Origin of the sequence: Kitasatospora sp. NPDC088783 (assembly GCF_044750705.1) — a bacterium.
Lineage (GTDB): Bacteria > Actinomycetota > Actinomycetes > Streptomycetales > Streptomycetaceae > Kitasatospora > Kitasatospora fiedleri.
In genome coordinates this window covers 1-25,145 of sequence record NZ_JBIVKJ010000027.1, presented here as the reverse complement: position 1 = coordinate 25,145, position 25,145 = coordinate 1, and the positions used below count along the sequence as shown (strand labels likewise).

The following is a 25,145-nucleotide window of genomic DNA, read 5'->3' as shown; positions in this document are numbered from 1 at the left end:
CGCCGCACCGTGCGCCGCGGCCTGCCCGCCTCCCTGCTGGAACTGCGCCGGAGCCGGCGGCGCGACCCCCGGACCCTGCTGCGGGTACGGCTGCGGCCCGCCCTGCCCCGCCTGCGGCCAGCCACCCGCCCGCGGGTCGACCGGCGGCTGCTGCTGCCACGGCTGGCCCTGCTGCGGGTACGGCGGCTGCTGCGCCTGCGGCGGCTGCGGCTGGGGCCACGGCTGGCCCTGCTGGGGGTAGGGCTGCTGCGGCTGCTGCACCTGCGGCGGGTACGGCTGCTGCTGCTGGACGGGCGGCTGCTGGACGGGCGGCGGCTGCGGCGCCGGCTGCTGCTGCACCGGCGGCTGCGGCTGCTCCGGCTGCGCCGCCACCGGCGGAGCCGCGTCCGGCACCGGGGCCGGCGCGGCCTGGGCGTGCGGACCGGCCTCCGGCTGCGCCGCGACCTGCACCTGCGGGTCCGGCTGGGGAGCCGGCTGCGGCGCCGGCTGCTGCTGCACCGGCGGCTGCGGCTGCTCCGGCTGCGCCGCCACCGGCGGCTGGACGGCCTGCTGCTGGACGGGCGGCTGCGGGGCCGGCTGCGGCTGCACCGGCGCCGGGCCGGGCACCTGCGGCGGCGGGTCCTGCTGCTGCACCGGTGGTGGCTGGACCAGCGGCGGCTGGGCCGCTGGCGGCACCTGCTGCTGGACGGGCGGCTGCTGGGCGGGCTGCGGCTGCGGCGCCGCGGTCGGAGCACCCGGCGCGGCGCTCTGGGTGTACCAGGACGGAGCGGTGTAGTCCGGGGCGTCGGACCAGTCATCGTCGTCCTCGGCCGCGTTGTCGCCGACGTAGACGCCGTCCCGATCGCTGCTCACTGGGGCTCCCTCGTTCTCGCCGAAGCTGCTTCGGCGGTTGCCGTCGGGCAACAAGACTAGGCCGTGCACGGGGCCGCTTTGAAGGCGGTGCCCGACCTGACGGCGGATCCGCCCGGCCCGGCCGGCCGGCCCGCCCCGGGGCCGCGGGAGCCGCCCCGGAGCGCGCCGACCGGCCGGTGGGCGGTCAGTCCATGCGGCGGGGACCGCCCAGCACCTGGGTCTCGGCCTCGCCCTGGTTGGTCATCACGTACTGGCGCCGCATCCGGGTCGCCCACAGCGTCACGTTGTCCGGCAGCGTCGGCAGCGCGCTGACGTCACCGGGGGCCAGCGACAGCAGCCGGCCCAGCAGATCGGCCTCCTGCGGCGAGACCCGCTGCAGGCCGACCAGGTCGGCGGCGTTCAGCACCCGGCTCGCGTTCGGGCCCAGGTACGGCAGCACGGTCAGCGTGGTCTGCCAGGGCGTCGCCGACAGCCGGCTCCGGTTGGGCCGCGCGCCCAGGTCGCGGACCACCAGAACGGGGGACGCCACCGACGCGCCCTGCGCGCCCAGCCGGCCCACCTGGTGGATCGTCACGCACGGCTGCCCGCCGCCCGCCGCCTGCGCCATCGGCGCCCACGCCTGCGGACGGCCGGTCTCCACCGCGATCCGGGCCCCGGTCGCGGCCGCCCGCAGCGCGATCAGCTGCGCCGTCCACATGCCGCCGACCAGCACCACGTCGAACGCGGACGGGCGGAACAGCCCGATCACCGCGGGCTGCTGCTGGTGGTCCAGGCCGATCACCACGCCGTCGTCACCGACCGGGAAGGCCACCGCCGCCAGGTCCTCGACCGTCAGCACGTGCTTCTCCCGGCGCGGGCCGCGCAGGCCGTAACCGGGGCGCACCCGCACCGGCCGCTGCTCGACCGGCTGCGGGGCCTGGCCGGAGTAGGTCTGGTAGGCCATCAGGACGTCCCTCCCAGGGGCAGCGTGGCGAGCAGGCCGGGGGCGTGCTCCAGGTCGAGGCGGGTCAGCGAGGCGCCGTTGTGCTGCGCCCGGGACTCCGCCTGGCGGCCCATCTGGTCGAGCCTGGCCTCGTTGTGCTCGGTCAGCCGCAGGTGGCCGCTGAGCGCCACCGCACCGCCCATCGCGCGGGTCGCGGTGACCGAGAAGGTCGAGGCGAACGCGGGGGTGCTGGTCAGCTGGTTGATCAGGTCGGGGGCGGTCACCCGGCCGCCGCCGATGCCCGGGCGGGACAGCACCGGCCACTTGGAGATCCAGTACGTGGCGTGCCAGCGGTCGTCGATCCGGCAGTACTTCGACGACTCCTGGGCCCGGCGCACGCCGACCCCGCCGCCGCCGGAGCCCTGCCGGCCCGCCACCGCCACCGGGTTGGCGCACACCGAGATGGCCAGCGCGGCGATCAGCTCCCGCTCGTCCAGCACGGTCGCGATGAACCCGGCGCTGTTCAGCCGCCCGGCCAGCTGGTCGGTGACGCGCTGCAGCGTCTTGCGGGCGCCCTCCTCGCCGCCGCCCCGGGCCAGCACGGCGGTGGCCGCGCGCTCCGGGTCGAGCTTGAGCGCGACCCAGGTCAGGCGCAGCGCCGGGGTGCTGACCCCGCCGGGGGTCTGCTGGTAGGCGCGGGCGGCCAGCGAGTGCTCGGGCAGGTGCGGCGCGGGGGCGGGCTGGGTGTGCTGGACCAACTGCACCGACTCCAGGCCGATGTCGTCGACCTGGAGGATCGAGCAGATCAGGTCCAGCGGCACCGAGGAGGTGGCCCGGCCGGGGCGCAGCGGCTGGTCCTTGGACTGCACCAGCAGCACCGAGGTGAAGAACGTGCCGTCGCCGACCATGCCGGTCTCGCGGCGCAGCGGACGGCCGTCGCCGAGGTCGGTCTCGATCGCGTGGGTGCAGGTCTTGAGCGCCGGGTCGAGCTCCATCACCGGGGCGATCGCCGGGTCGGTGCCGGGCGGCGGGACGTTGTACTTCGCCTCCTTGCGGCGGGCGTTGTACGCCGAGCGGACGCTCACCGCCTCACCGGTGGTCCGGCCGCGCAGCCGCAGCAGCGCGATCGCGACCAGGACCAGCGCGGGCACCGCGAAGATCCCGGCCATCATCGTGTTGATCGACCAGCCGACCGCCACCAGGGCGGCGGCGACCTCCAGTTGGACGATCTGCTTGAGTTCCAGCCGGCGGCCCAGCAGCCCGGGCCTGGGCAGCAGCCGCAGGCCCACCGGGCCGACCGCGGCCGGGGCGGGCGGTGCGTTGCGGGCCCGGCGTCCGCCCGGGGCGTCCGGCCGCCGGTCCTGCGGAGTGGAGCGTCGTCGTGCTGGAGCGGACTGGCTTGGCATCCCCCGAATTGCCCTCTCTGCTTCAGATGTCCCGTCAGATCCCCCTGCGGGCCCGGACGAGTCTCGGGCGGGGGCCGGGTCGGCGGCCCGGATGGCGGACCGTCGGAGCCTACCCGTTACCGTACTCACCGTCTGCTGCCGCATCGTAGAGGAGTGGCCCCGGGGGCCGCCCGCCGGGTGGCAGACTCACGGACAGCACAAGCGCGTTGACACCCGCGCGGCGGGTCACACAGGGGAGACGGGGACGAGCATGGCATCACGCCGGGACGAGCTGAACGCCTACACCTTCGCCCGGAAGCGGATGGTGGGGGCCTTCCTGCAGCCGGGCGGTGGCGGCAACGACGAGGACGCGCCGCGCCCGCTCCGGGCGGTGCTGCCGAGCTTCGTGGTCGCCGCGGTGGTCGTCGCCGGCTTCGGCATGTGGGGCGTGCTCAAGCCCGCCGCGCCGCCGAACTGGGACAACGGGAAGTACATCCTCCAGGGCAAGTCCTCCACCACCCGCTACGTGATCCTGAACGACGGGAAGGACAAGGCACCCACCCTGCACCAGGTGCTGAACATGTCCTCGGCCCGCCTGGTGCTGCCCGCGGGCGCCACCGTGCTGTCCGTCGCCGACGACGTGCTGGACAAGTACCCGAGCCGCGGCGCCACCATCGGCATCCCCTACGCGCCCGACAAGCTGCCCAGCAAGGACGACGCGGGCAGGCAGAAGCTCTGGTCGGTCTGCGACACCCAGGGCAAGGACAAGACCCAGTCGAGCGTCGGCCAGTCGGTGTTCGTCGCCGCCGGCGACGAGGAGAAGAAGCTCAAGGAGCCGGCCCTGGTGCTCAACGAGGAGCAGGTGCTGTTCGTCCAGCAGCCGCCGGTGGACGCCAAGACCGACGGCTCGCTCTACCTGGTGGACTCCACCGGGATGAAGCACGCGATCGGCACGTACAACCAGACGCCGGAGCAGGTCAACTCCCTGAAGCTGGCCCTGTTCGGCCAGTCCCCCCTGCCGCAGCAGGTCACCCAGGCCTGGCTGGACACCCTGGGCAACGGCTCCCCGGTGCAGTTCCCGGTCATCCCCGGGATGGGCGACAAGGGCGCGGCCGGCTCCTCCCGCCTCGACATGTCCGACCCGAAGCAGAAGCGGATCGGCCACCTGCTGTCCTTCCAGGACGCCTTCTACGTGGTCGGCGCCGATCAGCTCTACCAGATCACCCCGTTCCAGTACCAGTTGATGCGGAACGACCCCGCCGTGGCGATGGCGTACGGTGCCGGGACCGACGAGGTCAAGGCCGAGCCGATCAACGCGAGCGACATCAACAAGCTCCAGCCCAAGATCGACAGCCACCTGATGACCGAGCACCCGGACATGCCCGCCCACGAGGTGAAGGCCGTCAACACCGGGGAGAAGCCCCGCACGGTGGTCTGCTCGACCTACGCCGGGGCCGAGGCGGACGGCCGGATCAAGCGCACGGTCTGGGCGGACGTCAAGTACCCGGCGTCCGTCACCACGGACTCGCTCAGCGCCCACGTGACGGCCGGGCACGGCCTGCTGTACCGCGCCGTGGACGGCGACACGCTCGACACGAACGGCCAGGCCAGCTCCGGCAGCTACTTCCTGATCACCGACGCGGGCCTGCGCTACTCGCTGCCCGCCAGCACCGCCGCCCCCGCGGCCGACGGCTCCTCCGCCGTGCCAGCCGCCCCGGCCGCCAAGTCGGACACCAACGAGGCCCAGGCCCGGCTCGACTACAAGGACGTCGTGCCGACCCAGGTCCCGGCCGCCTGGTCCAAGCTCGTCCCGGCCGGTCCGGTGCTCGACACCATGGCCGCGGTTCAGCCGCAGAACGCCTGACGGGGCGTCAACGCGGGTAGCGCGATCCAGTGTCATGGTCTGGTAACTACCCGCTACCCGGTGTTGGGCGGAGGGCAGTTGGCCGTTACAGTGCTTCAGAGCACCACACAAGTGGTGCCCGTACGGGCGTTCGCCACAGGGGCGTCCGGACGTAGTCTGTCTCATGGGGGACGGTGGATCATGGCAGGTCAGTTCACGACGACCGCGGAGGAAATGACCGCCTTCGCGAACCGCATCGGTGAGGTCAACCAGCAGGTCCAGGGCGAGATCGGTCGCCTCAACAACCTGGTCTCCGAGATCGCCTCGGGCTGGAAGGGCGCGGCCGCGTCCGCCTACCAGCAGATGCAGTCGCAGTTCAACGAGGACGCCAACGCGCTCAACCGGATCCTCGACGAGATCCGTCAGGCCATCGAGGCGACCACCAAGGCCTACTCGATGACCGAAGAGGAGCAGCGCGCTGCGGTCGGTGGCATCGGCTGACGCCGGTAGCTCAGTAACCACCACCACACTGCGTCTCCGCGGAGGCGCGCCGTGAATCCATCGAAGGGGAGAGATCAATGTCCGGCATTCTCGTCAATTTCCAGACCATCCAGAACGCCAGCTCCGAGGTCCGGCAGACCGCTTCGCGCATCCAGAACCAGCTGGACGACCTGAAGTCGGGCGTCCAGCGCATCGCCTCCAGCTGGGAGGGCGCCGCCCAGCAGGGCTACCAGGCCCGCCAGGCCGAGTGGGACGCCAAGGCCGCCGACCTGCAGGAGGTCCTCGGTCGGATCGCCGCCGCGCTGGACAACGCCGCGCAGAGCTACCAGCAGACCGAGAACGCGAACGCGGGCATCTGGGGCTGACCGTCTGCCGACGGCACGGGGGAACCGGCACGGCGAGTGCTTGACACGGGCGGGCGTCCTCAGGGGCGCCCGCCCTTCGTGTGCCGCACGGGGCGGGGCACGACCGGAACGGGTGGAACGCAGTGAGGGGTGGAGCAGAGGTGTCGTCAGGATCGTTGCGCCGAACGGGTGCGGTGCTGCTGGTGCTGGGCGCGATCGGCCCGATGGCGATCGGCCCCGCCTGGGCCGGACCGGCTCCGGCGGGCGGTGACACCCGCGGACAGCTGCGGCTCGCCGGGTCCGGCGACTGCGACTTCCCGATCAACGACGACGTCGCGGCCAAGCCGTGGTCGCTGCAGCGGGTGTTCCTCGACGAGCTGTGGGGCACGGACAAGGCGCGGGCGAGCGCGTCGCCGTCCGGCCAGGGCGTCTTCCCGAACCAGACCGGCAACGGCATCAAGGTCGCCGTCATCGACACCGGGGTGGACGACAGGAACCCGCAGCTGAAGGGCAAGGTCGACGCGGGGCCCGACCTGCTCACCGACACGCTGCGGAAGAAGGGCAAGCAGCTCCCCGCCACCAACTCCAGCACCGAGGACAACGTCGGCCACGGCACCAAGGTGGCCGGCATCATCGCGGCCGCCCCGGTGCAGGGCATCGGCTTCGTCGGCCTGGCCAAGGACGCCCGGATCTACGCGATCCGGCAGAACGACGCCGAGGGCAACGGCGACGTCTCCAGCCTGATCGACGCGGTCGACAAGGCGATCGAGGCGAAGGTCGACGTCATCAACATCTCGCAGGACGTCCGGGTCCAGATCGACCCGAACAAGTCCGAGAACCAGGACCGGTTCGACAACGACCAGGCGCTCAGGGCCGCCATGGAGCGGGCCGACAAGGCCGGCATCGTGGTGGTCGCCTCCTCGGGCAACGACGGCGTCGAGGGCCCGACCTTCCCGGCCGCCTACCCGACGGTGCTGTCCGTGGGCGCCTCCGACCGGAACAACGAGCGGGCCCCGTTCTCCCAGTACGGCGACTTCGTCAAGGTGGCCGCGCCCGGCGTCGACATGCTCTCCACGGTGCCCGGCCACGGCCAGTGCACCGACAACGGCACCAGCTTCTCCGCCCCGTACGTCTCCGGTCTGGCCGCCATCCTCAAGAGCCTGCACCACGACTGGAACCCGATGCAGATCCGCACCGTGATCGAGCAGACCGCGCAGCGCACCGAGCGGGGCCCCAACAAGTACATCGGCTGGGGCGTGGTCGACCCGGTGAAGGCCGTCGAGTACGCCAAGGTGCCCGGCCCGAGCGCGTCGCCCAGCATGGACCCGAAGGTCAAGCTCGACAACGTCGCGCTGCAGCCGCAGCCGCTCGGGCTGGAGGAGACCCAGGCCGACCGGGACCGCCGCACCGGCACCTTCGTGCTCGGCATCGGCGCCCTGGTGGTGGCGGGCCTGGCCGGCGGCGCGATCGTCACCCGGGACCTCAACCGGCGCCGCGGGCGGCACGGCTGATCCGCCGGAGCCGTTCCGTTCGAGCCGATCCGCCGGAGCGTGCGGGGCGGGCAGGACGCGCAGGACGCACCAGGGGCCGGTCCCGGAAAAGGGGCCGGCCCCGTCCGGTCTCGGGGACCGGGCGGGGCCGACGGGAGCGGGTCCGCGGGGGTCAGACGCGCTCGTCCTCGGGGAGGGTGATCACCCAGCGGGTCTCCGGGCGGGGGCGGAGGTAGAGCGCCCAGTAGAGGCCGGCCGCGGCGGTGATGCCGAGCGTCCACCACAGCGCGGTGTGGTCGAGCTGGGTCAGGACGTACGCCAGGGCGACGATCACCAGGACCGGCAGCGCGGGCCACAGCGGCTGGCGCCAGGCCGCGGCGTCCTTGTGGTGGGCGCGGCGGGAGAACAGCGCGCCGACGGCGACCAGCAGGTAGAGCGCGGCGACCGCGACGCCGGTGATGTTGGTCAGCAGGTCCTGGCCGACGAAGCAGAGCGCGGCGCCGGGAATGCCGACCGCCAGGGTGGAGATCCACGGGGCGCTGAACTTGTTGAGGCTGCCGAAGGCCCGGTTCACCGGCTCCGGCCAGGCCTTGTCGCGGCCGGAGGCGAACAGCACCCGGGAGTTCTGGATGACCATCACGATGCCGGCGTTGATGATCGCCAGCGCGATGCACAGGCTGATGAAGGTGCCGACGCCGCTGTTGCTCCAGCCGATCACCAGAGAGGAGACGTCGCCCTCGCTGAGCGCCTTCAGGTCGGGGGCGCCCAGGGTGATCGCGGCGACCGGGATCACGATGACGGCGGTCGACAGGCCCAGCGTCCACAGCACGGTGCGGGCGACGTTCTTGCGCGGGTTCTCCAGCTCCTCGGAGAGGTAGATCGCGGTGGAGAAGCCCTGGGTGACGAAGAGCGCGGTGCCCATCGCGGCCAGGATCGCGGCGAAGCCCACCCCGCTGGTGGCGCCGGTGGTGGCGTCGGCGACGGAGCCGTGCAGCAGGCTGCCCACGCCGCGCTCGGAGTGGCCGAAGCCGAGGAAGGCGACCACGGCGCAGGCGATGACCTCCAGCACCAGGAAGACGCCGGTGATCCAGGCGTTGGCCCGCAGGTCCACCAGACCGGCCACGGTGGCGGCCAGCATCACCGCGGCGCCGGCCCACTTGGGGTCGAGGTGGATGATCGGTTCCAGGTAGTCGGCGGTGCCCATGGCGATGATCGAGGGCACGATCATCACCACGATCAGTGACTGGACGAACACCAGCCAGCCGGTGAACTTGCCGGCCAGGGTGCCGACCATGGCGTACTCGCCGCCCGCGGAGGGCACCAGGGTGCCGAGCTCGGAGTAGCAGAACGCCACCGCGACGCAGATGACCGTGCCGATCACGATCGACATCAGGGTGAAGGTGCCCAGCGACGCGAAGAGGTCCGGGACGATCACGAAGAGTGAGGATGCCGGTGTCACGCAGGAGAGCGTGAGCAGGGTGCCGCCCACGACGCCGAGCGATCGGGCGAGCTTCTTGGGGCTGCCCGCGGTGTCCTCCGCGACGGGGGAGGCTACCTGCGGGGGAAGCGTGTCGGTCATGGGGCATCCGATCCACTGAGCGGCGGTGTGGGGGTCGGGAGCGCTATCGCCTCCGAAGCACGTTCTCGCGGTCTGGTTCTGCTTCGCTCCCGGTTCGCCAGGTTGCCTGGGCGAGTTGGCCCAGTCAACGCGGGATCGGCTGCGGATTCCGTTGTCGTAAGGCCGTTCTGCCTGCGGAACGCAGCTCCGGAGCGCGCGGGACGTATGTTTCCGTAGTGTCAACTCCGGTGAACCGCGCTTGAATCGAAGGTGAAGTGAGCTGGGTAACGCCCGATTCCAAGGCGCTCCACCGTGCCGTGCTGCTGGGCCGAAAACCGCCCCCGACCGGCCCGGAGGGGTGCGGGAACCGAAGGAAAACCGCGAAAAACGGAAGATAACGTTATGACACCGTTCCGGGGCGAGAGTGCCGAAAGGGCCGGACCCCTTCCGGAGTCCGGCCCTTTCGGTCACCGTGCGTGAACGGCGTCCCGACTAGATCTGCGTCGGCAGCCAGCCGGTCTGCACCGTCTGGCCCGCCTGGATCCGGCGGGAGACGAACACGCCGCGGCCCGGCGGCTGCGGCTGCGGCTTGACCGTGCCCAGCAGCGCGCCCTCGCCCTTGTCGCCGGAGAGCAGCAGGCCCTGGCCGCCCAGCTCGCGCATCCGCTGCATCACCGGCTCGAACAGCGAGCGGCCGGCGCCGCCCGCGTTGCGGGCGATGATCAGGCGCAGGCCGATGTCGCGCGCGAACGGCAGGAACTCCGCCAGCGGCGCCATCGGGTTGCCCGACTGGGTGGCGACCAGCTCGTAGTCGTCCACGATCACGAACATGTCCTTGCCGCTGTACCAGCTGCGGTTGCGCAGCTGCTCCGGCGTGACGTCCGGGCCGGGCAGCCGGCGCCCGCAGGCCCCGCGCAGCATCTCCACGATCGCCGACATGGCGGGCGCGGCGGCCGCGTACTCCACCAGGTACTCCGGCGGCACCACGCCGAGCAGCGAGCGGCGGAAGTCGCCGACCACGATGCCCGCCTGGTCCGGGGTGTACCGCTCGGTGATCTGCTTGATCAGCATCCGCAGCATCGCCGACTTGCCGGACTCGCTCTCGCCGAAGACGACGAACAGCGGGTCGGTCTCGAAGTTGACGAACACCGGCGCCAGCTCGACCTCGTCGACGCCGAACGCGACGCCCAGCTCCGGGTGCTCGAAGCCCTTGGGCAGCGAGTGCCCGTCCAGCACCGGCGGCAGCATGCGCACCTGCGGGGCCCGCGGGCCGGTCCAGGCCGCGTTGACCTGGGCGACCAGGTCGGCCACGCCGTCCACCAGGTTCGCGACCTCGCTGGAGCCGTCGATCCGCGGCAGGCCGGAGAGGAAGTGCAGCTGGTCGGCGGTCAGGCCGCGGCCGGGGATGGCCGGGACGTTCGCGGCGACCTTGCGGCCGATCTCGGACTCCATCGAGTCGCCGAGCTTGAGCTCGACCCGGTTCTGCAGCTGGTCCTTCAGCGCCGGGCGGACCTCGGCGTAGCGGGCCGCGGTGATCACCACGTGCACGCCGTAGCCGAGACCGCGCTGCACGATGTCGGCGATGACCGGCTCCAGGACCTCGAACTCCTGCTTGAAGGTCAGCCAGCCGTCGATGAACAGGAACACGTCGCCGAACTGCTCGTCGGGCAGCTGCCCGGCGGCCCGGCGGGACCGGTAGGTGGCGATGGTGTCGATGCCGGTGGAGCGGAACAGCTCCTCCCGGCGGTTGAGCACGCCGTGCACCTCGCTGATCATGCGGCGGACCTTCTCGACGTCCAGCCGGCCCGCGACGCCGCCGACGTGCGGCAGGTCGGCCAGCGAGCCGAAGCCGCCGCCGCCGAAGTCGAGCAGGTAGAACTGCGCCTCGACCGGCGTGTGGGTGACCGAGAAGCCGGCCACGATGGTGCGCACCATGGTGGACTTGCCCGAGCGCGGACCGCCCACGACCATGCCGTGGCCGGCGGCGCCGGAGTAGTCCAGGTACATCACGTCGCGGCGCTGGTCGCGCGGCTTGTCGACGATGCCGACCGGGACGACCAGGTTGCCCTGGCGGACGGCCGCCGGGGTCAGGCCGCGGTCCGGGCTGACCTGCAGCGGCTCCAGCAGGCTGTCCACCGACGGCGACTCGTCCAGCGGCGGCAGCCACACCTGGTGGGCCGGCGGGCCCTGGCCGATCATCCGCTGCACGAACACGTCGAGCATGGTGTCCAGCAGCGCCTCGTCGGTCTCCTCCTCCTCGGGGAGCTCGGGCAGCACCTCCACCTCGGGCTCGACCACCTCGACCTCGGCGGCGGTGAACAGCACCGGCTGGGCGGTGACCACCTGCCCGCCGACCGCGCGCTGGGCGCCCGGCGCCCGGTACTTGCCGGAGACGTACGCGGCGCGGAAGCGCTCCATCACGTCGGAGCCGAACTTGAGGTAGCCCACGCCGGGGATCGGCGGCAGGTGGTAGGCGTCCGGCACGCCGATCGCGGCCCGCGACTCGGCGGCCGAGAAGGTGCGCAGGCCCAGCCGGTAGGAGAGGAAGGTGTCCAGGCCGCGGAGCTTGCCCTCCTCCAGCCGCTGCGAGGCCAGCAGCATGTGCATGCCGAGCGAGCGGCCGATCCGGCCGATCTGGATGAACAGCTCGATGAAGTCCGGCTTGGCGGTGAGGAGTTCGGAGAACTCGTCGATGATCATCAGCAGCGAGGGCAGCGGGTCGAGCGGCGCTCCCGCCGCGCGGGCCCGCTCGTACTCGTTGATGTTCGCGTAGTTGCCCGCCGCGCGCAGCAGCTCCTGGCGGCGGTTCATCTCGCCCTCGATCGCGTCGCGCATGCGGTCGATCAGGGTCGCTTCGCCCTCGAGGTTGGTGATCACGGCCGCGGTGTGCGGCATCTCCGACATGCCGGCGAAGGTCGCACCGCCCTTGAAGTCCGCGAGGACCAGGTTCAGCACCTCGGAGGAGTGGGTGACCGCCAGCGCCAGCACGATGGTGCGCAGCACCTCGGACTTGCCGGAACCGGTCGCGCCGACGCACATGCCGTGCGGGCCCATGCCCTCCAGCGAGGCTTCCTTGATGTCCAGCCAGACGTACTCGCCGTTGCTGCCGACGCCCAGCGGGACGCGCAGCTTCTCGCGCATCGGCTTGGGACGCCAGTGCCGGGTCGGGTCGAAGGAGCCCGGGTCGCCGGTGTGCATCATCTCGGTGAAGTCCATCGACACCAGCGACGGGTCGCTGTCGTCGCCGCCCGCCGAGGCCCGGAACGGCGCCAACTGCCGCGCCAGCGCCTCCGACTGCCAGGCCGACAGGGTGTCCGGCTTGCCCGGGTAGCTCGCCCCGGAGGCCGCCTCCAGCAGCAGCTCGTCCTTGCCGACGGTGATCACCAGGTGGCCGTTCGGCTCGTCCAGGTCGCCCGGGACGACCTCGATCACGGTGACGCCCTGGACGCCCTCCGGACCGGCGATCACCGAGTCGACCGGCACCGAGGCGCCGTCCATGATGACCACCAGGTGCGGCTGGTCCGGGGACGGCGTGCTGTCCCGGGAGAAGCCCTTGCGGCCGGCCAGCTCGTTGGCCAGCAGCTCCTCCAGCTCGCCCAGCCCGGAGGCGATCAGGCGGCGCGAGCCGGCCCCGTCGCTCTCCTTGCGGTGCTGGGTGTGCGGCAGCCACTTCGCCCACTCCCACTCCTCCACCGCGCCGGGCGCGGCGGCCACCCCGATCATCAGGTCCTCGGGGGAGTGCAGGGTCGCCAGCTGGGCCACCATCGCCCGCACGTTGCCGTACACCGAGTCCGGGTCGCCGCACACCGTGATGTGGTAGAACGCCCGCAGCGAGACCGCCAGCGGCAGGTCCTGGAGGGTGCCGTGGGTCTTGATGAAGGTGCCCATCGCCTCCGCGGCGAGCGGCTCCAGCTCGTCCATCGGCGCGGTCTGCGGCGCCACCAGCGGCGTCGACAGCTGGAGCGGACCCAGGCCGACCCGGATCTGCGCGAAGTCGGTGTCCGTCGGCCGGCGCTCCCACAGCCGGCGGCCCTCGGCCACCACCGACCACAGCTGGTCCGGCTCCGGGTGGGTGAACAGCAGCGCGCCGCGCTGACGCTCGGCCGTGCGGCGCACCTCGCGCCGCTTCTGCTGCAGGTACTTCAGGTAGTCGCGGCGCTCGTCCGAGGTGGCCGCGCTGCCGCCCTTGCGGGCCCGGACGATCTGCGCCACCGCCATCGCGGCGGTGGAGGCGATCATCAGGACGCCCATCATCTTCATCGGGCCCTGGCCGCCCTGGAACAGGAAGGCCGCGCTGCCGCCCATGCCGAGCATCGGCATCAGCGTCATCAACCAGTCCTCGCCGCCGCCGCGCGGCAGCTCGGGCGGCGGAACCAGCTCGACCGGCTCCTCCGACACCGCGGGCGGGAACGCCCGCGGCGGGCGCTTCACCGTCACCGTACTCATGCGCCCACCCCGCAAGCGCTCGGCGCGCGCTTCGCACGCGCGCGCTCCTCGACGAGGAACTCGCTCCGCTCGTTCATACCGTCACCCCGTCCCGGGCGGCAGCCGCAGCGCGCGACCCGCCGTTCTCAACGGCGCGCCCTCCCAGGGCACTTGACAGGGGGCACCCCCATCGCTCGCTCACAATCCGCCCTCACGCATCTGGATACGTACGGTGAGGGCGCCCCGTGTGATGACGCCGCCCCCGCTCCGCCGAACCGCAGGCGCGCGGGGCTGCCGCGTCTTCGACCGCCGCCCCCGTACGCCGTGCGCAGGGGCCGATCCTACTGCGCACGCCAAGCGGTTCGTCCACGGGGTCGCACCGGTTCCCGCACGGCCCTGACCACCCGTCAGCCGCGCCGCCCGGCCCGACCGGCGCGGAACCGCGCCGCACCCGGCGTACACCGCCCTTCCCGCGGAGGGTAAGGTGTCGCCGCGCCAACTCTCGTTCGGACCGTGACAGTTCCGGAGCCGTTGCGACGAGTGGTCAGCAGCCTTGCCGACACAGCCAACGAGGGGGAGAGGGCCGGTGAGCAACAACGCAACGACCGGTTTCTGCCGGGTCACCGTAGTGGCGCCCGACAGCCGGATCGACGTCGCCCTGCCGGAGGACGTCCCGCTCGCGGACATCTATCCGGAAGTGCTCAGGCTCTCCGGACAGACCCAGGTGGACGGAACGCCGACCGGCTTCCACCTGGTCCGGCGGGACGGCACCGTGCTGGACAGCGGACTGCCGCTCGCGGCCCAACAGGTCCGCGACGGCGACCTGCTGAGCCTGCGGCCGTTCGCCGAATCACTGCCGCCGGCCGTCTACGACGACGTCGCGGACGCCATCGCCTCCGCGGTCGAGGCCGACCGCCGGTTCTGGAGCCCCGACCTGATGCGGGCCTTCGGCCTGATCGCGGGCACCGTGCTGCTGGCGCTGCTGGCCTTCGCGCTCTGGTTCTCCGACCTGCGGCACAACATGTTCGGCCTGCCCGGCATCCTGTCCGGCGTCACCGCGATCGTCCTGGTGACCTTCGCCGGCGTGCGCGCCCGGGTCTACGCCGACCACACCGCCGCACTGGCCCTCGGCCTCGGCGCGCTGCCGCACGCCATGCTGGCCGGCTCCGGCATCATCGACGTCCCCGGCGCCGGCGACGGCCCCGGCCGGCTCCAGTTCCTGGTCGGCTGCGTCACCGTGCTGGTGGTCTCCGTCCTGCTGGTCGGCCTGCTCCCGGAGAAGGACTCGGTGTTCGTCGCCGCCGCCTTCCTGGCCGCCGCCGGCACCCTGGCCACCTTCGCCGCGGTCCTGATGTCCGGCACCGCGGTCACCGACATCGCCGCCGTCACCGGCGTCGCCGCGGTCGCCGTGATCGGCTTCCTGCCCGCGCTCTCGGCCCGCTTCGCCCGCCTGCCCGTCGGCTTCAGCGCCCCCGGCCAGACCCGCACCCGCGGCACCGCGTACGGCGAGGAGGCCAACAGCGCCGAGACCGTCCAGTACGAGCGGATCGCCGCCCAGGCCCGCCGCGGCCACGAGGTGCTGGTCGGCCTGGTCGGCGGCGCCTCCGCCACCATCGTCGGCGCCTGCACGGTGCTCGGCTTCAGCGACCGCACCTGGGCCGAGCTGCTGGCCCTGGCCATCGGCGTCTCCACCATGCTGCGGGCCCGGCTGTTCCGCTACACCGCGCAGGTCTTCGCGCTCACCATCTCCGGCCTGGTCGCGCTCTCCCTGCTGATCCTCGGCCTCGCCCTGCACACCCCGGTGCACCTGCTGCTCACCCAGCTGACCACCGGCTCCACCGGCGGCACCGACCTGCGCACCGTCTGGCTGGCCGCGTCCATCGCGGCGGGCGCGGCGGTGATGACCGCCATCGCGCTGATCGTCCCGCGCTCGGGGGTGTCCCCGTTCTGGGGCCGCATCCTGGACATGGTCGACAGCCTGATGCTGCTCTCGCTCGTCCCGCTCGCCCTCGCCGTGCTCAACGTCTACAACGTGGTGCGCGGCGCGACCAGCTGAGCCGGACTGCTAGGGTTTAGTGGACCGAGTCTTGTCAGGTCCTGTGCTTCCTACCAGGACCGCTCGGACACACCGAAGGAGATGCCCGTGGCCCTCGCCGCTGACGTCAAGAAGCAGATCATCGCCGAGTTCGGCCAGAAGGAGGGCGACACCGGCTCCCCCGAGGTGCAGGTGGCCATGCTCTCCCGCCGGATCTCGGACCTGACCGAGCACCTCAAGTTCCACAAGCACGACCACCACTCGCGCCGCGGCCTGCTGATCCTGGTCGGCCAGCGCCGCCGCCTGCTGCAGTACCTGGCCAAGAAGGACATCGAGCGCTTCCGTACCCTGGTGGACCGCCTCGGCATCCGCCGCGGTGCCGCCGGCGGCGCCCGCTGACACCGCTCGTAGGGGCGGCTCCCCTCTCCGGGGGAGCCGCCCTTCGGCGCATTCCGCGCCACCCCGCGACCACGCCCCGCGACGAACCCGTCCGCGTAAAGCCGCGCTCGGTAGGGTGTGAATTTGTAAGGTAAAGGGCATGCCCGCCCTTGCGGGCCGGAACAAGGCTTCAAACGGAAGCCGCCCGCACCCCGCAGGAGCGTCCACACGCCGACCGCCGCACGCCGAGAGGCGCCGGTCCTCGGTAGTGGCCGCCGGGAACCCCGCGAGAGGGTCCGACCCGGTGGCTTCGATCGAAGACCGGCCCAGTTGCCCGGGCCACGGCAGGCAAGCGCAGGGGCGCTCCTGGGGAGACGTACAAAAGAGGAGATCTTCCAGGTGGAAGAGAACGTTTTCTACGCCGAAGCCGTCATCGACAACGGCAGCTTCGGTACCCGCACCATCCGCTTCGAGACCGGCCGCCTGGCCCGCCAGGCCGCCGGCTCCGCCGTGGCCTACCTGGACGACGACACCATGGTGCTGTCGGCCACCAGCGCCTCGAAGCAGCCCAAGGAGCACTTCGACTTCTTCCCGCTGACGGTCGACGTCGAGGAGCGGATGTACGCCGCCGGGCGCATCCCCGGCTCGTTCTTCCGTCGCGAGGGCCGCCCCTCCGAGGACGCGATCCTCACCTGTCGCCTGATCGACCGCCCGCTGCGCCCGTCCTTCGTCAAGGGCCTGCGCAACGAGATCCAGGTCGTCGTGACGGTCATGGCGCTCAACCCCGACCACCTGTACGACGTGGTGGCCATCAACGCGGCCTCCGCCTCCACCCAGCTGGCCGGCCTGCCGTTCTCCGGCCCGATCGGCGGCGTCCGCGTCGCGCTGATCAACGGCCAGTGGGTGGCCTTCCCGACCCACTCCGAGCTGGAGTCGGCCGTCTTCGACATGGTCGTCGCCGGCCGCGCCCTGCCCGACGGCGACGTCGCGATCATGATGGTCGAGGCCGAGGCCACCGACAAGACCATCAAGCTGGTCGAGGGCGGTGCCGAGGCCCCCACCGAGGAGGTCGTCGCCGCCGGCCTGGAGGCCGCGAAGCCGTTCATCAAGGTGCTGTGCGCCGCGCAGTCCCAGCTCGCCAAGCAGGCCGCCAAGCCGACCGGCGAGTTCCCGCGCTTCCTGGAGTACCAGGACGACGTGCTGGCCGCGCTGACCTCCGCCGTCAAGGACGAGCTCGCCAAGGCGCTCACCATCGCCGGCAAGCAGGAGCGCCAGAACGAGCTGGACCGGATCAAGGGCGTCGCCGCCGACAAGCTGCTCCCGGAGTTCGAGGGCCGCGAGAAGGAGATCAGCGCCGCCTACAACGCGCTGACCAAGAAGATCGTCCGCGAGCGCGTCATCAAGGACAAGGTCCGCATCGACGGCCGCGGCGTCACCGACATCCGCACCCTGGCCGCCGAGGTCGAGGCCATCCCGCGGGTGCACGGCTCGGCCCTGTTCGAGCGCGGCGAGACCCAGATCCTGGGCGTCACCACGCTGAACATGCTGCGCATGGAGCAGCAGCTCGACACGCTCTCCCCGGAGACCCGTCGCCGCTACATGCACAACTACAACTTCCCGCCGTACTCGGTCGGCGAGACCGGCCGGGTGGGCTCGCCCAAGCGCCGCGAGATCGGCCACGGCGCCCTCGCCGAGCGCGCGATCCTCCCGGTCCTGCCGTCCCGCGAGGAGTTCCCCTACGCGATCCGCCAGGTCTCCGAGGCGCTCGGCTCCAACGGCTCCACCTCGATGGGCTCGGTCTGCGCCTCCACCATGTCGCTGCTGAACGCCGGTGTGCCGCTCAAGGCCCCGGTCGCCGGCATCGCGATGGGCCTGATCTCCCAGGAGATCGAGGGCGAGACCCACTACGTGACCCTCACCGACATCCTCGGTGCCGAGGACGCGTACGGCGACATGGACTTCAAGGTCGCCGGCACCCGCAACTTCATCACCGCCCTCCAGCTCGACACCAAGCTCGACGGCATCCCGGCCTCCGTGCTGGCCGCCGCGCTGAAGCAGGCCAAGGACGCCCGCCTGCACATCCTCGACGTCATGAACGAGGCCATCGACGCGCCCGACGAGATGTCCCCGAACGCGCCGCGGATCATCACCATCAAGATCCCGGTGGACAAGATCGGCGAGGTCATCGGCCCCAAGGGCAAGATGATCAACCAGATCCAGGAGGACACCGGCGCGGACATCACCATCGAGGACGACGGCACCATCTACATCGGTGCGGTCGACGGCCCCTCGGCGGAAGCGGCCCGCTCGACGATCAACCAGATCGCCAACCCGACCATGCCGGAGGTCGGCGAGCGCTACCTGGGCACCGTGGTGAAGACCACCACCTTCGGCGCCTTCGTCTCGCTCATGCCGGGCAAGGACGGCCTGCTGCACATCTCGCAGATCCGCAAGCTGGCCGGCGGCAAGCGCGTCGAGAACGTCGAGGACGTGCTCGCCGTCGGTGCCAAGGTGCAGGTCGAGATCGCCGAGATCGACCCGCGCGGCAAGCTCTCGCTGATCCCGGTCATCGAGGGCGAGGAGGGCGGCGAGGCCGCCGCCTCCGAGTGACCTCCCGGTAGCACCCCGCGGCCCGCACGCCCCCACCGGCGCGTGCGGGCCGCACCCTGTTCGTGAAGTCCTGTTCGTGCAGCAGCAGTTGGAAGGAACACCCGTGGCCCAGGCCTCGGCGGCGAAGCAGCGCCCCGGAACCACCCGGACCCTGCTCAAGGGCACCGACGGCGCGGGCACCGTCCGCCGTACGGTGCTCCCCGGCGGCCTGCGGGTCGTCACCGAGACCCTCCCGACGGTGCGCAGCGCCACCTTCGGCATCTGGGTCGGCGTCGGCTCCCGCGACGAGACCCCGGTCCTCAACGGCGCCACCCACTACCTCGAGCACCTGCTCTTCAAGGGCACCGCCCGGCGCGACGCGCTGGAGATCTCCGCCGCGCTCGACGCGGTCGGCGGCGAGATGAACGCCTTCACCGCCAAGGAGAACACCTGCTACTACGCGCGGGTCCTGGACACCGACCTGCCGCTCGCCATCGACGTGGTCTGCGACATGCTGACCGGCTCGCTGATCCGCCCCGAGGACGTGGAGTCCGAGCGCGGCGTCATCCTCGAGGAGATGGCGATGGCCGAGGACGACCCGGGCGACGTGGTGCACGACCTGTTCGCCAAGGTGATCTTCGGCGAGTCCCCGCTCGGCCGCCCCATCCTGGGCACCCAGGAGACCGTCACCGCGCTCACCCGCGACCAGATCGCCGGCTTCTACCGGCGCCGCTACAAGCCGGAGAACCTGGTGGTCGCCGCGGCCGGCCACCTCGACCACGCCGAGGTGGTCAAGCTGGTCGAGCGGGCCTTCGCACCCGTCCTGGCCAAGTCCAAGGGCCACCCCGCCGAGGTCCGCCGCGGCGTCAAGGCCGTCCGCACCGCGGGCCGGGCCGCCGTCCTCAACCGCCCCACCGAGCAGGCCCACCTGGTCCTCGGCGTCCCCGGCGTGCCGCGCCACGACGAGCGCCGCTGGGCGATCGGCGTGCTCAACGCGGCCCTCGGCGGCGGCATGAGCTCCCGGCTGTTCCAGGAGGTCCGGGAGAAGCGCGGCCTGGCCTACTCCGTCTACTCCTACTCCTCCTCGTACGCCGACACCGGCCTGTTCGGCATCTACGCCGGCTGCCAGCCCAAGCGGGTCGAGGAGGTGCTGAGGATCTGCCGCGCCGAACTCGCCCGGGTGGTCGACGAGGGCATCACCGAGGAGGAGCTGCGCCGCGCCATCGGCCAGATCTCCGGCTCCACCGTGCTCGGCATGGAGGACACCGGCTCGCTGATGAACCGGATCGGCAAGGCCGAACTCTCCTACGGCCACCACCTGTCGGTGGACGAGATGCTGGCGAAGATCGCCGCGGTGACCCTGGACGACGTGCACGCCGTCGCCCGTGATGTGCTGGGGGCGCACCGCCCCTCGCTCGCCCTGATCGGCCCGATCAACGACCGGCGGGCGGCCAAGCTCGCCGACCTGCTGGTCTGACCGACCGGCCTGAGAGGATGACTGACATGACGCTGCGCGTCGCCGTGATCGGCGCCGGGGGCCGGATCGGCTCCGAGGCCGTCAAGGCCGTCGAGGCCGCCGAGGACATGGAGCTGGTGGCCGCGCTGGGCCGCGGCTCCGACCTGACCGAACTCACCGCGTCCCGGGCCGACGTCGCCGTCGAACTCACCCACCCCGACGCGGTGATGGGCAACCTCGACTACTGCCTGCACCACGGCATCCACGTGGTCACCGGCACCACCGGCTGGAACGACGTCAGGCTCGCCGAGGTCGAGGGCTGGCTCGCCGCGAACCCGGCCGTCGGCCTGCTGATCGCCCCGAACTTCTCCATCGGCGCGATCCTCGGGATGAAGTTCGCGCAGACCGCCGCCCGGTACTTCGAGTCCGTCGAGGTGCTCGAACTGCACCACGACCGCAAGGCCGACGCCCCCTCCGGCACCGCCACCCGCACCGCCCAGCTGATCGCCGCCGCCCGCGCCGAGGCCGGCCTGCCCCCGCAGCACGACCCCACCACCCACGGCCTGCCCGGCGCCCGCGGCGCCGACGTGGACGGCGTCCCGGTGCACGCGGTGCGGCTGCGCGGCCTACTGGCCCACCAGCAGGTGATGCTCGGCGGCGAGGGCGAGACCCTGACCCTCCGGCACGACTCGACGCACCACAGCAGCTTCATGCCCGGCATCCTGCTCGGTGCCCGGAAGATCGCCGACCACCCGGGCCTCACCTTCGGCCTGGAACACTTCCTGGACCTGTGACATGACCTCCCGCACCGGCTTCTTCGTCCTCTCCGGCGTCCTGCTGCTGGTCAGCCTGGTCTGCGTCGGCGAGGGCGTCCAACTGGTCGCCACCGGAAAGCCGCTGGGCATCGGCATCGGCCTCTGCGCCTTCGTCATCCCGGTGATCGGCATCTGGTTCCTCGCCCAGACCGTCCGCTTCGGCCGGGCCAGCGAGCGGCTCGCCCGCGAGCTGGAGGCCGAGGGCGGCCTGCCGGTCGACGAGCTCCGGCGCACCGGCGGCGGCCGGATCGACCGGGCCTCCGCCGACGCGGTGTTCACCCGCCGCAAGGCCGAGGCCGAGGCCGACCCGGCGGACTGGCGCAACTTCTTCCGCCTCGCCGTCGCCTACGCGGACGCGGGCGACGTGCCGCGCGCCCGCAAGGCGATGCAGCACGCCATCAAGCTGCACGACGCCCACGGTGCCGGGGCCCCGGCCGCCCGACCGTAGACTGAACCGGTCCCCCCTCCAGACTCCCCAGGACGTTCTCCATGCGCGCAGTCGAACCCCAGGTCCACCTCATCGCCCGCCCCGAACTCGACTACGACGAGGTCGCCGCCTACCTCCAGGACGTCGGCGGCGAGAGCTGGCTGGAGCGGGTCGACCGCGGCGACCTGGACGACGCCCAGAACCTGGCCGAGTTCGCCGGCCGGATCTGCTACCGCTCGTGGAAGCCCGGCCTCAACCCGAACGTCACCAAGGTCCGCACCGACCAGGACGCCTACCTCAAGAACATCCTGGCCAGCGCGCACGGCTCGGTGCTGGAGCACGTCTCCTTCACCTTCGTCCTGCACAACGTCAGCCGGGTGGTCACCCACGAGCTGGTCCGCCACCGGGCCGGCGTCGCGGTCTCCCAGGAGTCGCTGCGCTTCGTCCGCCTCGACGACATCCCGTTCTGGTTCCCCGAGTGGGCCCGCCAGGACGAGGCGCTGATGGCCCGGGCCACCGGCCTGATGAAGGAGATCGAGGAGTTCCAGCACTGGATGGCCGACCACTTCGGGCTGGACGAGGAGGGCGTGCCCTTCCACGAGAAGAAGGAGAAGACCTCCTTCATGCGCCGCTTCGCCCCCGAGGGCCTGGCCACCGGCCTGGTCTGGACGGCCAACGTCCGCACCCTGCGGCACGTGATCGAGAACCGCACCGCGCCGGGCGCCGAGGAGGAGATCCGGCTGCTGTTCGGCAAGATCGGCGAGCTGATGGTCAAGGAGGCCCCGTCGCTGTTCGGCGACTACACCGTCGAGGACGGCGCCTGGGTGCCGGGCTGGCGCAAGGTCTGACGGGCCGTCGGCGCACCGGCCCGGCCGCCCTCACCCGTGCGGCCTGCGGCCGGCGGCGGCGGTGCGCCCGCTGACCTGCGCCGACGGGCAGATGGGCGGACTGTCCGGCATGTCTGGATTGCGGCTTTCTCGGCCGCTCCATACGCTCAGGACACGGATTCCGGTGCTGCGTGAACCCCCGAGCGCGCAGCACCGGAATCCCATGTCCGGCCCGGGTTCCGCCGCCCAGACCACCGCCCCGCACTGTCCAAACCCTGGACCTGCGTGGCTACCGACCACCGCCCTACGAGTAGCTTTGGACCCATGGCTCCGACCTCCACACCGCAGACGCCCTTCGGCCGGGTCCTGACCGCGATGGTCACCCCGTTCACCCCCGAAGGGGACCTCGACCTCGACGGCGCCCAGCGCCTCGCCGCCCACCTGGTGGACTCCGGGAACGACGGCCTGGTCCTCAACGGCACCACCGGCGAGTCGCCCACCACCACCGACGCGGAGAAGTCCCGCCTGGTGCGGGCCGTGGTCGAGGCGGTCGGGGACCGCGCCCACGTCATCACCGGCGTCGGCACCAACGACACCCGGCACAGCGTGGAGCTCGCCCGCCAGGCCCTGGAGGCCGGCGCGCACGGCCTGCTCGCCGTCACCCCGTACTACAGCAAGCCCCCGCAGGAGGGCCTGTACCGGCACACCGTCGCCATCGCCGACGCCACCGACCTGCCGGTCATGCTGTACGACATCCCCGGCCGCTCCGGCGTCCCGCTCGACCTGGACACCCTGGTCCGGCTCGGCGAGCACCCCCGGATCGTCGCCAACAAGGACGCCAAGGGCGACGTCGCCGCGGCCTCCTGGGCCGTCGCCCGCGCCGACCTCGCCTGGTACTCCGGCGACGACAACCTGACCCTGCCGCTGCTCTCGGTCGGAGCCGTCGGCGTGGTCAGCGTGGTCGGCCACGTCGTCGCCGCCGAGATGCGTGCCATGATCGAGGCGTTCACGGCCGGCGACACCGCCAAGGCGCTCGCCGTCCACCAGTCCCTGCTCCCGGTCTTCAGCGGAATGTTCCGCACCCAGGGAGTGATCCTCGCCAAGGCGGCGTTGAACCTTCAGGGACACCCGGCCGGCCCGCTCCGGCTGCCCCTGGTCCCCGCCACGGACGCGGAGACCGCCCGGTTGAAGGAGGATCTCGCCGCCGGCGGGGTACACCTGTAACCAACAACAGACGTGCGCGTCCCCGGCTCGCCGGACCCACCCGGGTCCGCCGCTGGACCGGGACCGAAGGCGCGCGGCACTCGGCAGTCAGGTAACCACGATGGACGCGCGCCATATGCCACCGGGGGAGGAACCCCCCGGGCATGTGGCGTGCGTCGTGAGGAGAGTCTTTTGAGCCACCCGCACCCCGAACTCGGCGCGCCGCCCGCACTCAAGGAAGGCGCCCTCCGCATCACCCCGCTCGGCGGCCTCGGCGAGATCGGCCGCAACATGACGGTCCTCGAGTACGGCGACCGCATCCTGATCGTCGACTGCGGCGTCCTCTTCCCCGAGGACGAGCAGCCCGGCGTCGACCTGATCCTCCCCGACTTCAGCTACATCCGGGACCGCCTCGACAAGGTCGACGGCATCATCCTGACCCACGGCCACGAGGACCACATCGGCGCCGTGCCCTACCTGCTCCGGGAGAACCCGGACATCCCGCTGATCGGCTCGAAGCTCACCCTCGCCCTGATCGAGGCCAAGCTCGCCGAGCACCGCATCCACCCCTACGTCCTGGAGGTCGTGGAGGGTGACCGCGAGCGGATCGGCCCCTTCGACTGCCAGTTCATCGCGGTCAACCACTCCATCCCGGACGCCCTCGCCGTCGCCGTCCGCACCCCCGCGGGCATGGTGGTCGCCACCGGCGACTTCAAGATGGACCAGCTCCCGCTGGACGGCCGGCTGACCGACCTCCCGGCCTTCGCCAAGCTGGCCGAGGAGGGCATGGACCTGCTGCTGGTGGACTCCACCAACGCCGAGGTCCCCGGCTTCATCCCGCACGAGCGCGACATCTCCGCAGCCCTGCGCAACGTCTTCGCCAACGCGGACAAGCGCATCATCGTCGCCTCCTTCGCCAGCCACGTGCACCGCATCCAGCAGGTGCTGGACGCCGCGCACGAGTACAAGCGCAAGGTCGCCTTCGTCGGCCGCTCGATGGTCCGCAACATGGGCATCGCCCGCGAGCTCGGCTACCTGAAGGTTCCCGGCAACCTGCTCGTCGACGTCAAGACACTCGACGACCTCCCCGACAAGGAGGTGGTGCTGATCTGCACCGGCTCCCAGGGCGAGCCGATGGCCGCGCTCTCCCGGATGGCCAACCGCGACCACCAGATCCGCATCGTCGAGGGCGACACCGTCGTCCTCGCCTCCTCGCTGATCCCCGGCAACGAGAACGCCGTCTACCGCGTCATCAACGGCCTCACCCGCTGGGGCGCCAAGGTCGTCCACAAGGGCAACGCCAAGGTGCACGTCTCCGGCCACGCCTCGGCCGGCGAGCTCCTGTACTTCTTCAACATCTGCAAGCCCAAGAACCTGATGCCCGTCCACGGCGAATGGCGCCACCTGCGCGCCGCCGCCGATCTGGGCATCGCCACCGGCATCCCGCGCAACCGCGTGGTCATCGCCGAGGACGGCGTCTGCGTCGACCTGGAGAAGGGCGTCGCCCGGATCGTCGGCAAGGTCCAGGCCGGCTACGTCTACGTGGACGGCTCCTCGGTCGGCGACATCACCGAAGCCTCGCTCAAGGACCGCCGCATCCTCGGCGAGGAGGGCTTCATCTCGGTCTTCGTGGTGGTCGACTCCGCCAACGGCAAGATCGTCAGCGGCCCGACCATCCAGGCCCGCGGCTCCGGCATCGAGGACAACGCGTTCACCTCGATCGCCTCCAAGCTGGAGGAGGCCCTGACCCGCTCCGCCGGCGAGGGCGTCCTGGAGGTCCGCCAGATCCAGCAGCTGGTCCGCCGGACCGTCGGCAAGTGGGTCGCGGACAACTACCGCCGCCGCCCGATGATCCTCCCGGTCGTCGTCGAGGTCTGAGCCACGGCCTGATTTGACCTGGGGCAGCCCGGTGCGTAATGTTCTCCGGGTTGCCCCACGGTCGTGCGGCTTCGCTCCGGATTCGAATTCGTTCGAATCGGGGCGGGGAAAACAGGCCGAGAAACTCTGGTAGAGTTCGGGAGCGCCGAAAGGCGAAAGCGAATCGGATCGAATGAAACTCCGGAAAACGGAGCGGAAAACGTCTGATAAGCTGGGA

At 71.7% G+C, this 25,145-nt stretch carries 18 protein-coding genes; 14 read left to right on the top strand and 4 right to left on the bottom strand.

The genetic code is table 11. The features are described 5' to 3' along the window. Positions 1 to 9 precede the first annotated feature (9 nt). On the top strand, positions 10 to 912 hold the full coding sequence (locus ACIP60_RS36540) for a hypothetical protein (RefSeq protein ID WP_400693394.1): 903 nt from the start codon (positions 10 to 12) through the stop codon (positions 910 to 912). Positions 913 to 1,036: 124 nt separating this feature from the next. On the opposite strand, the gene ACIP60_RS36535 is transcribed toward ACIP60_RS36540, so the two are convergent. Next, the gene (locus ACIP60_RS36535; RefSeq protein WP_100840448.1) at positions 1,037 to 1,795 is read right to left on the bottom strand and encodes a hypothetical protein; all 759 of its coding nucleotides are present in this window, start codon (positions 1,793 to 1,795) and stop codon (positions 1,037 to 1,039) included. Then, positions 1,795 to 3,180, bottom strand: coding sequence for a type VII secretion protein EccE (gene eccE, locus ACIP60_RS36530; RefSeq protein WP_400693391.1), 1,386 nt, complete (start codon positions 3,178 to 3,180; stop codon positions 1,795 to 1,797). Before eccE ends, ACIP60_RS36535 begins: the two co-directional genes overlap by 1 nt. 250 nt (positions 3,181 to 3,430) lie before the next feature. Here eccE and eccB point away from each other — a divergent pair, with 250 nt between their 5' ends. From eccB to mycP, 4 genes are all read left to right on the top strand, one after another. Next, positions 3,431 to 5,023 (top strand): type VII secretion protein EccB, encoded by a 1,593-nt coding sequence (gene eccB / locus ACIP60_RS36525; RefSeq protein ID WP_400693389.1) that lies wholly within the window; start codon positions 3,431 to 3,433, stop codon positions 5,021 to 5,023. A 180-nt stretch (positions 5,024 to 5,203) separates the two neighbouring features. Further along, positions 5,204 to 5,503, top strand: a complete 300-nt coding sequence (locus tag ACIP60_RS36520; protein WP_030462703.1) for a WXG100 family type VII secretion target — start codon at positions 5,204 to 5,206, stop codon at positions 5,501 to 5,503. A gap of 77 nt (positions 5,504 to 5,580) precedes the next feature. Then, positions 5,581 to 5,868, top strand: a complete 288-nt coding sequence (locus tag ACIP60_RS36515; RefSeq protein ID WP_100840445.1) for a WXG100 family type VII secretion target — start codon at positions 5,581 to 5,583, stop codon at positions 5,866 to 5,868. Positions 5,869 to 6,023: 155 nt separating this feature from the next. Further along, complete coding sequence (gene mycP, locus ACIP60_RS36510; protein ID WP_400693384.1) at positions 6,024 to 7,358, top strand: type VII secretion-associated serine protease mycosin; 1,335 nt, start codon at positions 6,024 to 6,026, stop codon at positions 7,356 to 7,358. 151 nt (positions 7,359 to 7,509) lie between these two features. On the opposite strand, the gene ACIP60_RS36505 is transcribed toward mycP, so the two are convergent. Both ACIP60_RS36505 and eccCa read right to left on the bottom strand, forming a co-directional pair. Continuing rightward, positions 7,510 to 8,916 carry an APC family permease gene (locus tag ACIP60_RS36505; RefSeq protein ID WP_400693382.1) on the bottom strand — a complete coding sequence of 469 codons (1,407 nt, stop codon included), beginning with the start codon at positions 8,914 to 8,916 and terminating at the stop codon, positions 7,510 to 7,512. A 471-nt stretch (positions 8,917 to 9,387) separates the two neighbouring features. Beyond that, positions 9,388 to 13,341: a type VII secretion protein EccCa gene (gene eccCa / locus ACIP60_RS36500; protein ID WP_400693378.1), complete on the bottom strand. Its 3,954-nt coding sequence runs from the start codon at positions 13,339 to 13,341 to the stop codon at positions 9,388 to 9,390. A gap of 565 nt (positions 13,342 to 13,906) precedes the next feature. Between eccCa and eccD the strand changes: the two genes are divergently transcribed. The 9 genes from eccD (at position 13,907) to ACIP60_RS36455 (ending at position 24,928) form a co-directional block, all read left to right on the top strand. Further along, on the top strand, positions 13,907 to 15,376 hold the full coding sequence (gene eccD / locus ACIP60_RS36495; RefSeq protein ID WP_400693376.1) for a type VII secretion integral membrane protein EccD: 1,470 nt from the start codon (positions 13,907 to 13,909) through the stop codon (positions 15,374 to 15,376). A gap of 87 nt (positions 15,377 to 15,463) precedes the next feature. Beyond that, positions 15,464 to 15,754: a 30S ribosomal protein S15 gene (gene rpsO, locus ACIP60_RS36490; RefSeq protein ID WP_030462697.1), complete on the top strand. Its 291-nt coding sequence runs from the start codon at positions 15,464 to 15,466 to the stop codon at positions 15,752 to 15,754. A gap of 378 nt (positions 15,755 to 16,132) precedes the next feature. Then, entirely contained in the window at positions 16,133 to 18,343 is a 2,211-nt protein-coding gene (locus ACIP60_RS36485; RefSeq protein ID WP_100840441.1) for a polyribonucleotide nucleotidyltransferase, read from the top strand. A 103-nt stretch (positions 18,344 to 18,446) separates the two neighbouring features. Then, positions 18,447 to 19,799 carry a M16 family metallopeptidase gene (locus tag ACIP60_RS36480; protein WP_400693371.1) on the top strand — a complete coding sequence of 451 codons (1,353 nt, stop codon included), beginning with the start codon at positions 18,447 to 18,449 and terminating at the stop codon, positions 19,797 to 19,799. A 26-nt stretch (positions 19,800 to 19,825) separates the two neighbouring features. After that, positions 19,826 to 20,572 (top strand): 4-hydroxy-tetrahydrodipicolinate reductase, encoded by a 747-nt coding sequence (gene dapB / locus ACIP60_RS36475; RefSeq protein WP_400693368.1) that lies wholly within the window; start codon positions 19,826 to 19,828, stop codon positions 20,570 to 20,572. 1 nt (position 20,573) lies between these two features. Then, entirely contained in the window at positions 20,574 to 21,041 is a 468-nt protein-coding gene (locus tag ACIP60_RS36470; RefSeq protein ID WP_400693365.1) for a hypothetical protein, read from the top strand. A 41-nt stretch (positions 21,042 to 21,082) separates the two neighbouring features. Next, positions 21,083 to 21,868 carry an FAD-dependent thymidylate synthase gene (gene thyX, locus ACIP60_RS36465; protein WP_282202683.1) on the top strand — a complete coding sequence of 262 codons (786 nt, stop codon included), beginning with the start codon at positions 21,083 to 21,085 and terminating at the stop codon, positions 21,866 to 21,868. 303 nt (positions 21,869 to 22,171) lie between these two features. Further along, positions 22,172 to 23,071: a 4-hydroxy-tetrahydrodipicolinate synthase gene (gene dapA, locus ACIP60_RS36460; RefSeq protein WP_100840436.1), complete on the top strand. Its 900-nt coding sequence runs from the start codon at positions 22,172 to 22,174 to the stop codon at positions 23,069 to 23,071. Positions 23,072 to 23,242: 171 nt separating this feature from the next. Next, on the top strand, positions 23,243 to 24,928 hold the full coding sequence (locus ACIP60_RS36455) for a ribonuclease J (protein ID WP_100840435.1): 1,686 nt from the start codon (positions 23,243 to 23,245) through the stop codon (positions 24,926 to 24,928). Positions 24,929 to 25,145 lie beyond the last annotated feature (217 nt).

What these genes read in the sequence shown, in the direction of transcription:
- ACIP60_RS36535 (WP_100840448.1), bottom strand. Translation starts at nt 1,795, where the DNA reads ATGGCCTACCAGACCTACTCCGGCCAGGCCCCGCAGCCGGTCGAGCAG.
- eccE (WP_400693391.1), bottom strand. Translation starts at nt 3,180, where the DNA reads ATGCCAAGCCAGTCCGCTCCAGCACGACGACGCTCCACTCCGCAGGAC.
- eccB (WP_400693389.1), top strand. Translation starts at nt 3,431, where the DNA reads ATGGCATCACGCCGGGACGAGCTGAACGCCTACACCTTCGCCCGGAAG.
- ACIP60_RS36520 (WP_030462703.1), top strand. Translation starts at nt 5,204, where the DNA reads ATGGCAGGTCAGTTCACGACGACCGCGGAGGAAATGACCGCCTTCGCG.
- ACIP60_RS36515 (WP_100840445.1), top strand. Translation starts at nt 5,581, where the DNA reads ATGTCCGGCATTCTCGTCAATTTCCAGACCATCCAGAACGCCAGCTCC.
- ACIP60_RS36505 (WP_400693382.1), bottom strand. Translation starts at nt 8,916, where the DNA reads ATGACCGACACGCTTCCCCCGCAGGTAGCCTCCCCCGTCGCGGAGGAC.
- eccCa (WP_400693378.1), bottom strand. Translation starts at nt 13,341, where the DNA reads ATGAGTACGGTGACGGTGAAGCGCCCGCCGCGGGCGTTCCCGCCCGCG.
- dapB (WP_400693368.1), top strand. Translation starts at nt 19,826, where the DNA reads ATGACGCTGCGCGTCGCCGTGATCGGCGCCGGGGGCCGGATCGGCTCC.
- ACIP60_RS36470 (WP_400693365.1), top strand. Translation starts at nt 20,574, where the DNA reads ATGACCTCCCGCACCGGCTTCTTCGTCCTCTCCGGCGTCCTGCTGCTG.
- thyX (WP_282202683.1), top strand. Translation starts at nt 21,083, where the DNA reads ATGCGCGCAGTCGAACCCCAGGTCCACCTCATCGCCCGCCCCGAACTC.
- dapA (WP_100840436.1), top strand. Translation starts at nt 22,172, where the DNA reads ATGGCTCCGACCTCCACACCGCAGACGCCCTTCGGCCGGGTCCTGACC.